15 protein-coding genes and 1 other RNA gene are annotated in these 14,261 nt (G+C 36.5%); 14 read left to right on the top strand and 2 right to left on the bottom strand.

Features of this window, described 5'->3' with window-relative positions; translation table 11 throughout:
* Positions 1 to 232: 232 nt before the first annotated feature.
* From smpB to D9780_RS10970, 6 genes are all read left to right on the top strand, one after another.
* The gene (gene smpB, locus D9780_RS10995; RefSeq protein ID WP_077705176.1) at positions 233 to 697 is read left to right on the top strand and encodes an SsrA-binding protein SmpB; all 465 of its coding nucleotides are present in this window, start codon (positions 233 to 235) and stop codon (positions 695 to 697) included.
* Between the two features lie 204 nt (positions 698 to 901).
* Positions 902 to 2,251, top strand: a complete 1,350-nt coding sequence (locus D9780_RS10990; protein WP_240458665.1) for an ISLre2 family transposase — start codon at positions 902 to 904, stop codon at positions 2,249 to 2,251.
* Between the two features lie 221 nt (positions 2,252 to 2,472).
* Positions 2,473 to 2,836, top strand: a transfer-messenger RNA (tmRNA) gene (gene ssrA, locus D9780_RS10985).
* A gap of 509 nt (positions 2,837 to 3,345) precedes the next feature.
* Entirely contained in the window at positions 3,346 to 4,524 is a 1,179-nt protein-coding gene (locus D9780_RS10980) for a Ger(x)C family spore germination protein (RefSeq protein WP_121640117.1), read from the top strand.
* 242 nt (positions 4,525 to 4,766) lie between these two features.
* Positions 4,767 to 5,012, top strand: a complete 246-nt coding sequence (locus tag D9780_RS10975) for a YppG family protein (RefSeq protein WP_162985844.1) — start codon at positions 4,767 to 4,769, stop codon at positions 5,010 to 5,012.
* Positions 5,013 to 5,201: 189 nt separating this feature from the next.
* Entirely contained in the window at positions 5,202 to 5,639 is a 438-nt protein-coding gene (locus D9780_RS10970) for a CBS domain-containing protein (RefSeq protein WP_116277937.1), read from the top strand.
* A gap of 118 nt (positions 5,640 to 5,757) precedes the next feature.
* Here the strand turns inward: D9780_RS10970 and D9780_RS10965 are convergent, their stop codons facing one another.
* Complete coding sequence (locus D9780_RS10965; protein ID WP_121640115.1) at positions 5,758 to 6,405, bottom strand: PAQR family membrane homeostasis protein TrhA; 648 nt, start codon at positions 6,403 to 6,405, stop codon at positions 5,758 to 5,760.
* A gap of 158 nt (positions 6,406 to 6,563) precedes the next feature.
* On the opposite strand from D9780_RS10965, the gene D9780_RS10960 reads away from it, so the two are divergent.
* The 8 genes from D9780_RS10960 (at position 6,564) to D9780_RS10925 (ending at position 12,345) form a co-directional block, all read left to right on the top strand.
* A complete protein-coding gene (locus D9780_RS10960) occupies positions 6,564 to 7,142 on the top strand; it encodes a DUF1836 domain-containing protein (RefSeq protein WP_121640114.1) in 579 nt (192 codons plus the stop codon).
* A 277-nt stretch (positions 7,143 to 7,419) separates the two neighbouring features.
* On the top strand, positions 7,420 to 7,599 hold the full coding sequence (locus tag D9780_RS10955) for a hypothetical protein (RefSeq protein WP_121640113.1): 180 nt from the start codon (positions 7,420 to 7,422) through the stop codon (positions 7,597 to 7,599).
* 148 nt (positions 7,600 to 7,747) lie between these two features.
* The gene (locus tag D9780_RS10950; RefSeq protein WP_121640112.1) at positions 7,748 to 8,356 is read left to right on the top strand and encodes a DedA family protein; all 609 of its coding nucleotides are present in this window, start codon (positions 7,748 to 7,750) and stop codon (positions 8,354 to 8,356) included.
* Positions 8,357 to 8,632: 276 nt separating this feature from the next.
* Positions 8,633 to 8,986, top strand: coding sequence for a lmo0954 family membrane protein (locus tag D9780_RS10945; protein WP_121640111.1), 354 nt, complete (start codon positions 8,633 to 8,635; stop codon positions 8,984 to 8,986).
* Positions 8,987 to 9,006: 20 nt separating this feature from the next.
* On the top strand, positions 9,007 to 9,639 hold the full coding sequence (locus D9780_RS10940) for a PspA/IM30 family protein (protein WP_121640110.1): 633 nt from the start codon (positions 9,007 to 9,009) through the stop codon (positions 9,637 to 9,639).
* Positions 9,640 to 9,950: 311 nt separating this feature from the next.
* Complete coding sequence (gene liaF, locus D9780_RS10935; protein WP_121640109.1) at positions 9,951 to 10,685, top strand: cell wall-active antibiotics response protein LiaF; 735 nt, start codon at positions 9,951 to 9,953, stop codon at positions 10,683 to 10,685.
* Entirely contained in the window at positions 10,682 to 11,719 is a 1,038-nt protein-coding gene (locus D9780_RS10930; RefSeq protein ID WP_121640108.1) for a sensor histidine kinase, read from the top strand. The genes liaF and D9780_RS10930 overlap by 4 nt, the downstream gene beginning before the upstream one ends.
* Complete coding sequence (locus tag D9780_RS10925) at positions 11,716 to 12,345, top strand: response regulator (RefSeq protein ID WP_116277944.1); 630 nt, start codon at positions 11,716 to 11,718, stop codon at positions 12,343 to 12,345. Before D9780_RS10930 ends, D9780_RS10925 begins: the two co-directional genes overlap by 4 nt.
* A 354-nt stretch (positions 12,346 to 12,699) precedes the next feature.
* Here D9780_RS10925 and D9780_RS10920 read toward each other — a convergent pair whose 3' ends face one another.
* Positions 12,700 to 13,734 carry an aromatic acid exporter family protein gene (locus D9780_RS10920; protein ID WP_073007395.1) on the bottom strand — a complete coding sequence of 345 codons (1,035 nt, stop codon included), beginning with the start codon at positions 13,732 to 13,734 and terminating at the stop codon, positions 12,700 to 12,702.
* Between the last annotated feature and the right edge of the window lie 527 nt (positions 13,735 to 14,261).

Genomic DNA, 14,261 nt, shown 5'->3' with positions numbered 1-14,261 from the left:
TTGTAAAACTATAGGATGGTTTAGAGTTTTAAGACTTATAGTATAAGAAAAATTATAGCTTACGTCAGAAAGATTTGACTATAAGCCAAGTTTTACATCGTTTAGCTTTTAGATTTTGTTTGTATGGTTCATATAGATATACAATTCATCAGAATAATATACATGTATTTATTGGAATATGGCTCGTATTTTGGTAGAATAAGGTGCATGTAAGAAGTAGGAGGAAGTACCGATGCCAAAAGGACAAGGAAAAGTAATTGCAACAAATAAAAGAGCATCTCATGACTATTTTATAGAAGATACGTATGAAGCAGGGATTGTTCTGCAAGGCACAGAGATTAAGTCGATTCGTGCTGGAAGGGTAAATATTAAGGATGCGCATGCGCGAATTGATCGTGGTGAAGTAAAATTAATTAATTTGCATATTGCAGAATATGCACAGGGGAATCGATTTAATCACGATCCAACTCGTACAAGAAAGCTGCTTTTACACCGTAAAGAAATTGATAAATTAATTGGTTTAACCCAACAGCAAGGGTATGCGCTTGTGCCATTGAAAATTTACATTAAAAATGGTTATGCAAAGGTACTGTTAGGGTTAGGAAAAGGTAAAAAGAAATACGACAAGCGTGAAGATTTGAAAAGAAAGCAAATGAAACGAGACGTGGATCGAGCTATCAAAGATCATATGCGTTAATAAATAGATAAGACTCGTTAGAGTAAAATGTTTATGGGAGAACATACACCCCCGTCATAGGTGTTGAAGTCGGAAGAGTTCAACACCTATGACGGGGCCAGCAAGCGAAGCGCGGTAGTTCTACTGTCGTTTTAGATGAAAAAAAGGACCTTCTTTTGTATAGTTAAGTTTACGACAACATCAACTATAGAAGGAGGCCCTCCATTGAAAGATATCATATCTACAATCACAATGAAAGAGTTAGAACAAATTACATACCGTGCATTACAGGAAAGTTTTTCCCAGGTGATGTCACAAACGCTTCAGGAATTAGATGAAACCATTGCAACAACAAGGGATAAGAAAAGGTTTTATTTCAAGGATAAGAGAACGTTAAAATTTGAATCTGTCTTCGGGCAGGTCGAGTTGAAAAGGAATTATTATCAAGATAGAGAAACGGGGAACTATGTATTTTTATTGGATCAATATTTAGCTTTTGACGGCACCAAGGGGATGAGTCCGGTGGTGCAGGATTTGGCGATTGAATTGGCTGTTACAGGTGTTTCTTACCGTCAGGCTAGTCGAGCAATGGAAAAGCTTTTAGGCTACCCTGTGATTAGTCATGAAGGCATACGCCAGCAGTTGTTGAATACGGAGGTTGTGCCAGAGAAGTCTGTCCCGCTTGAGCAGGATGTCGTGTTTGTGGAAGTGGACGGGCTTTATACGAAAAGTCAAGAAAAAAATAAAAAAGGCAGGGAAATTAAAATTGCCAGTGTACATCAGGGCTGGGAAATGAATGGCAAGCGGGCAAAACTGATAGAAAAAAGACATTTTATTCATGAAGGAAAGCTGCCGTTCTGGGAAGAGTTTGAGCAATATTTAATGGCTACATACGAGTATGATCCGACCAAACACCATCTCGTTATAAACGGGGACGGGGCAAAGTGGATCACGTCCTGCCGCGACTATTTCCGAAGCAATGCCACCTTTGTCATTGATCGCTTTCATGTTGCCCGTGATGTACAACGGTTATTTAGGAAACATCCAAGATATCGAGCCATTCGAAAAAAACTGGCAAACTATGACTGGGAAGGCTTTATGGTGGAGTTGAATAGTGCAGTTGGTACGCTTGAAAATGAAAAGAAGGAAGAACGGTTGGAAGAGTTAATAGCCCAGCTTTCTCAATATCCGGAAGCACTTGGAGACTACCGTGAGAAGCTGAGAGGCAAAGGTATAGACACCACAGGATTTCGCCCCATGGGAAGTGCAGAAGGAACGATGAGCGTGTTCGCCAGACGCCTTAAAAATGGGCGCAGCTGGTGTGAAAACGGACTTGATAAATTTATCGACATTATGGTTGCCCTAAAAGATAATCTTGAGATTAAGACACTACAAGGTATGCTTGAACCGACAATGGAAATAGCAGAAAAAAGCAAGAAAGAGAAGCCACCTAAACACTTTGTAGAGAAATTGAAGGACAGCGCTGCAGAAGCAACCCGGAACAACTTGGGTTATTTAAAAGGGGCTCTTGGGAAACCAGTTACGGCTGCTTTGAAAGGGTTGCGAGGCATTTAAAAAAAGCAAAAAAGCTTTAAAGAATAAAGGAAGGAAGAAATGAAATCGCTACCAAAAACTGAATCTAAAACCATGCAAAATAAGGGACTTTAAAAAATCTCCCACAAGTACTTGACTTAATCATAAGACTCGTGGTAGTTGACTTTTTTTCTACAAATGTTATAATAATTAGTGGACAAAAAAGAATAGTTGTTCAATCTTCCATAGCGCATCCTTTTTATGGGGACGTTACGGATTCGACAGGGATAGATTGAGCTCAGGTTGCACGTCGAGGTTACGACTCGTAAAACGTTATGCCTAATAATAACTGGCAAAACAAACAATAACACTGCTTTAGCAGCTGCCTAAGCACTGCTAAGCGATCCTTCCTGCTATCGCCCGTGTGGCAGATTTGAAGGGTCTCAAATGAAGCGGGCTATACTATCATTCACCGTCTGAGGATGATAGTTGAAATGAATCAGACTAGCTGCTCGAAAGCCTGTCAGTAGGCTGTAGAGTAAGCGAATGATAATATACTGACTAAGCGTGTAGAAACTTGAGTGGCGATATCTCTGGACGTGGGTTCGATTCCCACCGTCTCCACCAAATACATACAAGTATTGGTGTGATAGTGTTTTAAAGATACTGGTAACACTTTTAGTAAATTGATATATCTTAGCGGGTTTGAAGTCGTCTTCCATTTGGAGAGCGGCTTCTTTTCTGTACTTAGGTATAAACGGGCGCTATACTAATTGCGGTCTTACTCCTTATTGTGCTAATGAGCAGATAACCTAGAATTACTGATAAAAAGGTAAAGAAATACTTCTGCAGCTGGTAACAAAAGGAAGACCGATAAATGTGTTTCAAATAAATTTGGATGATTTCACCTCTAAATAATAGGCTACCTACGTACGACCTTCAACCTTTAAACTACGTGTTGGTGACAAAGCGGGTAAGCAGAATTTGTGTTTGTAAAACATATTAGCACTACTAAAAAGATGCTGGTTTTATAGCTTCAAAAGTATAACTTGGTGGTGTATCAATGGTGCTACTCCGTATAAAACGTAAAAAGTAGGGAAAAAGAATGGAAAGAGAAACTAAAGGATGGATGCAATGTGAAAAAAGTACCCATTTTTGTCCTTTGTATGGTTGTATTCCTGCTTTTAACGGGGTGTTGGGACCGAACGGAGATTGAAGATCAGGGGTTCGTGGTGGGATCAGCAATTGATCTTGAGGAAGAAAATGATAATGATCATTCATATAAAATAAAGCTTACAAATCAAATTGTACTTCCTGGCGGTTTGGGAACACCATTGCAAGGGGGGGGCAGGGAACAAGAGGCTTATCATAATATAACAATAACAGGAAGTAGTATTTTTGAAATTATAAGAGAGATGGCTACTTCTGCGAATGAGCGGCTTTTTTTTCAGCATATGAAAGTTGTTGTCGTGTCCGATAAAGTTGCGAGAGAACCTGGGTTATTCTCCAAGGTCATGGATGTGTATATACGTGACCATGAAATGCGAAGAGGAATGAGGATATTAATTGCCAAAGAAGGAACGGAAGCAAAAGATATTTTAGATGTACTCCCTCCTGGAGAAAAGGTTCCTGCACTTTATATTGATTCATTGTTGGAAAATAGCTATAAAATCGCTAGTTCTTTAGAGCCTCTTCAAGTTGGACAATTACAAGAACTGATGTTAAATAAGCGGAGTTTTACCATTCCCGAAATTCAATTAGGGGATAACCGAACGTTAAAATATAAAAATGCCGCTGTTTTTCAAGCCCCTGAAAATAGAATGGTTGCTTCCCTATCTGAAAAAGAGACGAGGGGAATAGCATTTTTAACAGAGCATGATCAAACAAGCCCGGTTATGGTTAATGTCGATGGCGAAGACGTTGTGATTGAATTAGTAGATATAAATCACACATATGATGTTTTACGTGATGATAAAGATAATCTAGCTTTTGAGATTTCCTTGAAGATAGAGGGAAGTATAACAGAAATGCTTGGAGAAGCTAAAGTGCTCAAAGCGTCATTTTTTAAAAAGTTGGAAAAAGATACTGAAAAAAAGGTGAAAGAAATTACAGAAAAAACGATAGAGGTAGTCCAGGATGATTTACAAGTAGATGTTATCAAAATAGGTGATACACTTTTTCAACGACACTATGATCTATGGCAAAAAGTAAAGGACAATTGGGATCAAGGGGAAAACTATTTCTCCAAAGCAGATATTCATGTAACAGTAGATGTGAATATTAGCAAAACAGGAGCTTCGGATAACTTTAAATAAATGTATTCATACCACAGCAATGCACAAATAAAAAAGTCGCTTTCATACTTCGAAGTTCTTAGAATGACTTCTTCCATAGAATACGGTTTTAGTTGCCAAGTTTTAGGTCGAAAGTCTTCGTTTTTTTTACGATAATCAAAAAAATCTTATGCTTTCGTGTAAAAATAATACAAATGTCCATTCTCATTCATATTAAGCCACACATAGACTATAAAGAAACATCCTTGAAAGAGGTGATGACATTGTTTCCTGAAAGGCGAAGAAAACAGCTACGACAAGATCGACCTAGACATGCACCTAATTGGATTGGAAAGCCTGCTCAGCCACACAAACAGGACCAAACATCTTCTGGTGTGATGCAACTATTAACTAACTTTCGTAATCAGGAAGGGCAAGTTGATTTTAACAAAGTGACAGAAGTAGCGTCACAGGTAAACAAATTATATGGCCAAGTGAGCCCACTCTTATCTTCTTTTATTAAAAAGTAGTTTTTATAAATAATCTCTCCCTCTTTAAAAATAGATGGAGGGATTTTTTCTATTAAAGGAAAGTAAAAAAGTATAAGCAAAACTACAGTTTCCCACATAAGACTTGGCGAAAAGCCAAGTTTTTCTAAAAAAATAAGCCGAATAAGCAAAAGCATTTTAGCCACCCTAAGCATAAAGGGAGGTTATATAATGAATCAGCAAATTCGTAACTATATGACACAAAATGTGTACACAGTAAATGATTCGCAAACTATTCAAGAAGCTGCAGCATTAATGAGTGAACATAATATTGGCGCCATACCTGTTGTAGATGCACAAGGGAATTTGGTAGGTATGTTGACAGATCGCGATATTACATTACGGTCTACGGCGCAAGGGGAAGCAGCACAAACCCCAGTTTCTCAAGTGATGACAGCACAAAAAATTGTTCATGGTACTCCTGAAATGGATATTCATGAAGCAGCTGAGTTAATGGCACAACAACAAATTAGACGTTTACCCGTTGTGGAAAATGGCAAAATTATTGGCATGGTTGCTTTAGGGGATTTAGCCGTAGATCATCAGCTACAGAATGAGGCAGGAGAAGCTTTGTCCAGTATTTCGAACCCTTCAAGTCCACAGCAATAAAAAAGTACGCTGCTGATTCTGGTCAGCGGCGTACTTTTTCGCGCTATAGGAAAGTATAAGGTTTATAAAGAAAAACGATCATACCAGTTTTCTTATCTAAACTGGTTGAAGCTACGTTTTATAAGACATAAACATATACAGTAATGAAATGGAATAAACTACCTGCTAGAATAAACAGGTGGAAAATTTCATGAAAGCCCATATGCTTAAAATTAAGTGCTTTTGGCTTTAATGCGTAGATGATACCGCCAACAGTATAGATGACTCCTCCCAAGACTAGAAATACCATTCCACCTTTATTTATGATAGGCGCTAAATTTGAACTGAAAAATACTACAATCCAGCCCATTCCTATATAGAGTAAAGTAGATAGCCACCTTGGGCAATGGAACCATACTAATTTAAATACTACACCTAAGGCTGCTAAGGTTGTAATAATAATAAAAAGTGTCCACCCTAACGTGCCTTTTAAACTGATGAGACATAATGGTGTATACGTTCCAGCTATTAATATATAAATCATGGAATGGTCTATACGTCGAAGAAAAGCAATGACCTGTTTTTTTGCAATAACCATATGGTATGTTGCTGATGCGGAATATAACAATGTCATACTTAAACCGAAAATTACAACTGCTGTAATGGCAAGCGGGGAACCAATTGTTTCATTTGCTTTAAAAATTAATGCCAAAAGACCGATAAACGACAATATTGCACCGAATAAATGAGTAAGCCCATTAATCGGTTCTCGAATATATACACCCATTTTAATCAACACCTCTATCTTGGTATGTAGTTTCAAAAACTATATAACAATAATATATGTATTTTAAGATGTAGTCAAGGTTTACTTCTTATTTTTAATTTCGTATAATAAATTGATAATAAATCAATTTACATTGAAGGTACAAAAGAGGGTATTGAATGGAAAATTTGCATGATTTCTTTAAACAAATTCAATTAAATAGCCAATTATCATTGGATGATATACCAAATTTAGATTTATATATGGACCAAGTTATTCAATTATTTGAAAATAAATTCGACGTGTTAAAGCGAGATGAACAAGAGAAAGTTTTAACGAAAACGATGATTAATAACTATGCGAAAGGGAAACTGTTCTATCCAATTGAAAATAAGAAATACTCTAAGGATCATTTAATGCTAATAGCGATGATTTACCAGCTAAAAGGTGCTCTATCTATTAATGATGTCAAAACAACGTTGTATCAACTGAACAAAATGATTACAGAAGAAAATTTTGCCTTAGCAAATTTATATGAAAGTTATGTACAGCTTGCTGAAGATAGTATGCAACAAATGAAATCAGAAACCGAACAATTAATTCATGATGTGGAAGAGCATAGTAAATCTTTACCTAGTCAGAATGCTGATTATTTACAGGAGCTTCTATTAGTTACTTCTCTTGCTAATATGAGTAATTATTATCGTCGAGCAGCAGAAAAGATGGTTGATCGCATTGCTAATAAAATGGATACATAATGTTTCAGTTACGTTCACTATAAGAAACATGAGCAAATAAGGGGGGAGATGATTGAAACTTAGTATTTTAGATCAATTGCCTGTATTAAATGGAGCTACACCAAAAGAGGCTATAACAGCTACGCTTGAATGAACAGATTAGCGGACAAGCTTGGTTTCTCACGTTATTGGGTAGCCGAACATCACGACATGAAACGATTTGCCTGCCCTGCTCCGGACATCCTTATCTGTTATAAAATGACCAAACAAATAGGGTAAATATGATGCAAAGGAAGAAATGGTATTAGAAAAAATAAAAAGTGAATATATATTTGGAGATAAATCCCAAGTTCATAGGCGACTCCAAGCATTGCAACTAGCATACCAGGCAGATGAAATGATGATTTTAACGAACACTCCTGATTATGTCAGTAGAAAGACTTCTTACCAATTAATTGCGCAAACCTGTTTAACCTAGCTAAACTACTTTCTTTGTAAGTCAACATGACAATTATAAAATCTAAATACCCTATCAGATTTGAAGCAATCGTGATGGGGTGATAAATTAGTTTGTGTTCATTATTTTGTCGGTTGATAGTAAAATAGTAAAACTAGGAGAGATTTAGATGCAACATTGGGTCACTTCAGTAATGGAAGAGTTAGGTTATATTGGTGTGTTTTTTATGATGGCTTTAGAAAACGTATTTCCTCCTATACCTTCAGAAATTGTTTTACCATTTGGAGGATTTCTAACAACAACGACTGATTTATCTGTCGTAGGTGTTATTGTTGCAGCAACAGTTGGATCAGTTCTTGGGGCAGTTATTTTATTTGGCATTGGTCTTTTGCTTGATGTTAAACAATTAGAAAAAATTATTCACAGATATGGCTCTATGCTAAGAATAAAAAAACAAGATATCCAAAGAGCAGATGCTTGGTTTGATAAGTACGGCTATTGGACGGTATTTATTTGTCGAATGGTCCCTTTGGTTAGAAGTTTAATATCCATTCCAGCAGGGATGTCAAACATGAATTTTGTCATGTTTTTATTCCTAACAGTTGCTGGTACATTGTTTTGGAATACTTTATTAATTTTGATCGGTGTTCAGCTCGGTGAATCATGGACCAACATATTATCATTTATGGAATTGTATTCTACAGTTATTTATATTTGTATCGGTGTAGGGATCGGTATTATCGTTTACTTATATATCAAACGGAGAAGGCAGCAATAATCTTGCTGTCTTTTTTGTGTCGTGCCGCAACAGACAGTGAACAAAGGCGCTGGGTCCGGACATGGCTAAATAACTTAGTAAGTTTAACTGTAGCTACAAAATTTTATAATTTCCTAGGCGAGAACAAACCAGAACATTATCTGTTACCAACCATTTTACTTCATTCATTGACTCCTAGTACGCCTTAAGTACTAGACGAAAATATGGCTATAGTTCATTACGAAACAAAGTATTAGCTTGTATGATAGAAGTAAGTTAAAGGAAGGAGGAGCTGCAGTGAAAAAATTTCTTTTGTTTCTAGCAGGGTTAGTAGCCTTCATGGTCCTACTTGCTAACATAGGACCAATGGTATTCTTCGCGCTAGGTATTTGGTTACTGTATGTTATTTTTAAGCAGTTTATGAAAACTGATTCAGTTGCAGGAAAAGTAGGCTGGGTTATTGTAGGGCTCATTGTTTTGAGTATGACCATTTCAAATATGTTTGCGTTAATAGGCGTTGCTGCGATAGCGGCACTCTACATGGTTTATAAAAGTTGGAAGAAAGAAGACGATGATCCAGTTGTACATCATATAAAAGAAGACGACCCATTTACAAATTTTGAACGTGAATGGGCAGAATTAAATAAGTGAACAAAAAGGAGAGATAATGAATGACTAACATTTTCACAAGAATGAAGGAGTCTGTCGTTAGCGATTTACACCACATGATGGATCAAAAGGAGCAAAAAAACCCTATTGCAGCTTTAAACCATTACTTGAGGCAAAGTGAGCAAGAGAAGGAAAAAGTACGGAAGCTTTTGGAACGCCAGTACAAGCTAAAAGATGAGTTTTTAAAGGAATATCAATTAGCGCAAGATTTAGCAGATAAACGGTTAAAGCAAGCTAATATTGCTGAAAAAGCCGGAGAAACAGAAATGTACGAATTTGCATTCCGCGAACATCAAGAATATCAAGCAAGAGCTGAGCGTATGAAAGCTTCTCGGGATGAGGCCGTTGCAGAACTTGATACATTAGAACAAAAGTACGAAAGTATGAAGCATAAGTTAAAGGATATGCATTTACGGCGCATGGAGTTAATGGGGCGAGAAAATATAGCACGCGCAAATTCTCAAATAAATCGGGTCATTGGTGAAACTGCGGACAAACCATTTTCTAAATTTGCTGAAATGGAACGTTATATCGAAGGGTTAGAATATAAAGTAAATAGCGCTTATTACTGTAGCACATTTGATCAAAAAATTACTAAACTAGAAAAAGAAATGAATGATAAAGAAGAAGTATAATTGGACATGTAGCAGAAGTTTTCACAGTGTTTTAAGTATTGCCTAGCGTTCTGTCAGTTCTTCTTTGTAATAGAAAAACATGGTATACTATACAGGCGCAAGATAGAGCGCCTGTTTTTCTTCTGGAATAGCTTGTCTAAAATGTATACGAAAAGTATATTTTATAATGGCGCTTTTGGTTACCAGGCAAGGCATAGAGTAAAGGAGCATTGTTTTTTGGAGGCGAACGAAGAAGTTAGCCAACCTTACTTCTCTTTTATTCCTTGAAAACAAATTTTTAGAAGGCTTGGCAAATGTAGGAGGGGTGCAGCATGTTTCATCGACTATCAACCGATACATTGAATTGGATACTGATTGTTGGTGTCATTCTCTTTGTATTAGAGATTACTTTTTTTGAAGGCGGCATGATTATTCCTGCGCTTTTTTTTGCCTTGCTTATTTATGTGGGAAGAAAAAATCTAAAACGTTTTTGGGGGAAATTATTTTTTTGGGCAGGTTTAATAGGAATTATTTTTTCCATTTTAAATATGCTTGCGATTCGATTTTTTGTTATTGCTACAATAGCCATATTTGTTATTCAATATTCGAAATCAAAAAAGGTAGCGAAATGGGTAAAACCTTATTTAAATACGGAAACGGCGCAGGTGGAACAAGAAGACCTTGTTCGTAAACACCCGTTTTTTGATCACCGCTTTTTTGATGACCAAAGAACGGATGATGTTGCTTATCAATGGAGAGATGTTAACATTCATGGAGCATTCGGTGATCGAGTTATAGATTTAAGTAATACTGTGTTACCAAATGATACGGCAGTCATCTCTATTCGCCATCTTGTAGGGAATATCGAGATTCATGTGCCATATGACGTAGAAGTTAGTATTCATCATAGCTCGGTTATTGGACGTGCGCACATTTTTGGAAATTACCATGATCGTATGATGAACCAAACGTTATTATATCAAACGAAAAATTATGATACGTCGTTCCCTCGTGTAAAAATAATTATAGCTATATTATCTGGAGATGTCGAGGTGAAACGAATATGAACCTGTTATTACGGCATATCTCTGCTGCAGTTTTATATAGTATTATTTTAACAATATTAGTAACAGGAGTAACACTTTTTGCGTTCGTAGATGATTGGAGTACGATAGTTAATAAAAAAATAGAAGATATCTCCTTCTTATTTATTTTATTTGTTATTCCTGTCACTGTTGGTATTATAACTGGGATAGTTGCAGGTATCTATTGGAGACAACGTGTTCACTTTGTGGAAAAGAGAATGGAAGAAATTGTTAAAGGACAAAAACTAAGTTTTGATTTGGAAATACCAAAAGGCTTGGAACAAATGCAGCATCATCTTGAGCAAATTCAACATAAATTTAGGATGCAAACGGAGCATGCCCAACGCTTAGCAACGGAACGAGCTGTAGAACGAGAACAAAGCTTACAGGAAATTGTTGTTCAAGAGAGAAATAGATTAGCTCGCGAATTACATGACTCCGTCAGTCAGCAATTATTTGCGGCTTCAATGATGATGTCGACAATTACAGAAACAAATCCACCTCAGGATGAAACAATGAAAAAACAACTTCGAATGGTAGAGAATATGATTCAACAATCGCAGTTAGAAATGCGAGCACTTCTTTTACATTTACGTCCTGTAGCTTTGAAAGGGAAATCTTTACAAGAAGGGACGAAGGAGTTGTTAATTGAACTCACACAAAAAGTGCCAATGCAAATTGATTGGAATATTGAGGATTTTACCGTTGATAAAGGTGTAGAGGATCAATTGTTTCGGATTATCCAAGAAGCTTTATCAAATACATTACGCCATGCAAAAGCTAATTCTTTACATGTCATGTTAGTAGAAAGAGATGGAAATATTATTTTGCGAGCAACGGATGATGGGGTTGGGTTTGATATGGAAAAATTAAAAACTGGATCATATGGTTTACAAAATATGCGAGAAAGAGCTTATGAAATAGGTGGCAGCTATAAAATAATCAGTTTTCCTAAGCAAGGCACGCGCCTAGAAGTAAAAGTTCCTTATTTTAAAGAAGGAGGAGAGATGGAATGATACATGTACTATTTGCTGATGACCATGAAATGGTACGTATTGGAGTAACTTCTTATTTAACGGCCCAGCCAGATATAGAAGTTGTTGCAGAGGCATCTGATGGAGGAGAAGCTGTAGAACTAGCGTTAACGCTAAAGCCGGATATTATTTTAATGGATCTTGTTATGAAAGAAATGGACGGAATTGAGGCAACACGGCTCATTATAGAACAATGGCCAGAAGCTAAAATAATTATTGTGACTAGCTTTTTAGATGATGAGAAGGTGTATCCGGCTTTAGAAGCAGGTGCAACAAGTTATATGTTGAAAACATCGAAAGCGGAAGAGATAGCTAAAGCAATTCGGGCAACCTTTAAAGGACAAACTGTGTTGGAGCCAGAGGTGACAGGGAAAATTATGAATCGTATGCGTTCTCCAGAACGAGCTTTGCACGAAGCTTTAACAGAAAGGGAATGGGAAATTTTGTTGTTAGTCGCTCAAGGAAAAACAAATCAAGAAATTGCCGATCAATTGTTTATTTCGTTAAAAACGGTAAAAGTACATGTAAGTAATATTTTATCTAAGTTAGAGGTGCAAGATCGCACGCAAGCGGTTATATATGCTTTTAAAAATCATTTAGTTGAATAAGTAAAAAAAACGAGTGCCGGAGAGCTCGTTTTTTGTAGTCTAGAAAATTATAAAATTTTGCAGTGAGGATAAACTTACTAAGTTTTTAGCCACGTCCGGTTCCGGCGCCCAGCAACTAGGCGACTTAACGAATCCACCCTATGATATGCCATCATTGGTTCGTACAACACCGTCTCACTATAATTCCTAAAACTTTAGTTACTTCGTTCCACTCGTTACATTGCTAACCAGGCGCTTTACCTTTGTCCTAAGGTAATATTTCCTGTGAAATAATTCATAGGTCAACGATAGAGTTTGGCATGAAACTTGGTGATAAGCTTAGCTTTATTACTTATTAACTGCACATCGTACTCCTTAATCAGATGACTTTACCACTTCAACCTTATTTCCATACTCTAAGAAACGATTCGTTAACTGACAAATAGTAAGTAACTCATACGTAATAATTAATTCGGGTGGAAGATTTGCAATATTTGCATCTGGTTTTCGACTGGCAACTCCATTTTCTCGCCAATAAAGTTCTCTTAGATTGCAAATGTCCGTTTGATTTAACTTGGTTTTATGGTAGAAAGTGTCCACCAATTCATCAACAACCTCTCTAATAATCTTTTTTTCATGGTCCATCCAAAGGTCATTTCTCAACTTCGTGGTAAGCACATTATCAATATGGTAATGAATTAGTTTTAAGCTTGCTAGCTGTTTTTCTATTTGCTTGAAAAATTCCTTTTCGTTACTTGTTAGTGGATGATATTTAGCCTCTTCTTTTTGGAATTGGATAAGTGTTTCCGTTTGGCGAATTTTTTTATATACATCATCCGATGATTGTAATGAATAGACCGCTGTTATTGGCTGTTCTGCTGTTACTGCATAGAATACTTTTTCAATTTTAGCTGCTAAACGTTTTCGAATGGCCATCATATTCTCCGTAATATGCGCTGTATAATCAGGTGGTAGAACGAACATATTGACTGTTGTAGAAACTACTAAGCCGATAGTAGTGGTGCCAAGACGAATGAGAAAAGATATAAAATAATTACTATGAATGACTTCAATCATTGCCACAGCTGTAAGCGTAGCAACTAATAGTCCTGCGTGCAGCTTTAATCGGAAACAAGTGACGATGGTCAATGTTGCTGCAAGCGCGTAGGTTATTGGTGAATTTCCAAATAAATATATAAAAAATACAGAGTAGGCAGCGCCAATTGCGGAGGCGGGAAAGCGTATAAAGCCTTTACGTATGGAATCAGCTACAGTTGGCTCGATTGTTACAATAGCTGTTATGACAGCGAACACGGCTGGTGCATGAAACAGTTCGCAAATCCAAGCGGTAAGGAAAACTGCGACACCAGTTTTTACAACTCTGCTGCCAATAAAATGGGAAGGTTTCACTATAGTTCATCTCCTAGATGTATTACATAAAAGCTTGTCCTATCGGATTATTTAGTACTATAAGAGTTAAAGTTACAAAGGAAAGGGTTCTAAGACGAAATCAAAAATTGTACAGCTTTATCTTCCCTTTCGCTTTTCCTTACAGAACACTTCAAAAGTGGGTGTAATAGCACTTTATATATATAAGACAAAATTTAATATCCTCATCTATTTTCCATGAATTTAAAAAAATTTTCAACCAAATTGAAAAAAAGGGTTGCATTTTTCGAGTATATCCCATAAACTGTTTTATAACAAAAGCATTTATATTGTAACTGTTATATAAAAGGAGGAGCGAACGTGCAAAAAGAATTTACAATGTGTCCAGAATGTGGGAAAGCTGTAGATGGAGAAAGCATCATTCAGGAATGTGATCATTGTCTTTCTAAAAAACAAGATTAATTTTTTTGGTATCTATGTTATATAACAATAAAATTTGTATTATAACAAAAAGAGTTTGTATTTACTAACAAAGGGGGAAATTTAAA

The organism is Virgibacillus sp. Bac330, from assembly GCF_003667845.1.
Classification (GTDB): Bacteria; Bacillota; Bacilli; order Bacillales; family Amphibacillaceae; genus Virgibacillus; species Virgibacillus chiguensis.
The sequence above is the reverse complement of the archived record's forward strand: the minus strand, read 5'-3'. Positions and strand labels throughout refer to the sequence as shown.

What these genes read in the sequence shown, in the direction of transcription:
- D9780_RS10930 (WP_121640108.1), top strand. Translation starts at nt 10,682, where the DNA reads ATGAACCTGTTATTACGGCATATCTCTGCTGCAGTTTTATATAGTATT.
- liaF (WP_121640109.1), top strand. Translation starts at nt 9,951, where the DNA reads ATGTTTCATCGACTATCAACCGATACATTGAATTGGATACTGATTGTT.
- D9780_RS10965 (WP_121640115.1), bottom strand. Translation starts at nt 6,405, where the DNA reads ATGGGTGTATATATTCGAGAACCGATTAATGGGCTTACTCATTTATTC.
- D9780_RS10940 (WP_121640110.1), top strand. Translation starts at nt 9,007, where the DNA reads ATGACTAACATTTTCACAAGAATGAAGGAGTCTGTCGTTAGCGATTTA.
- D9780_RS10950 (WP_121640112.1), top strand. Translation starts at nt 7,748, where the DNA reads ATGCAACATTGGGTCACTTCAGTAATGGAAGAGTTAGGTTATATTGGT.
- D9780_RS10955 (WP_121640113.1), top strand. Translation starts at nt 7,420, where the DNA reads ATGGTATTAGAAAAAATAAAAAGTGAATATATATTTGGAGATAAATCC.
- smpB (WP_077705176.1), top strand. Translation starts at nt 233, where the DNA reads ATGCCAAAAGGACAAGGAAAAGTAATTGCAACAAATAAAAGAGCATCT.
- D9780_RS10970 (WP_116277937.1), top strand. Translation starts at nt 5,202, where the DNA reads ATGAATCAGCAAATTCGTAACTATATGACACAAAATGTGTACACAGTA.
- D9780_RS10925 (WP_116277944.1), top strand. Translation starts at nt 11,716, where the DNA reads ATGATACATGTACTATTTGCTGATGACCATGAAATGGTACGTATTGGA.
- D9780_RS10960 (WP_121640114.1), top strand. Translation starts at nt 6,564, where the DNA reads ATGGAAAATTTGCATGATTTCTTTAAACAAATTCAATTAAATAGCCAA.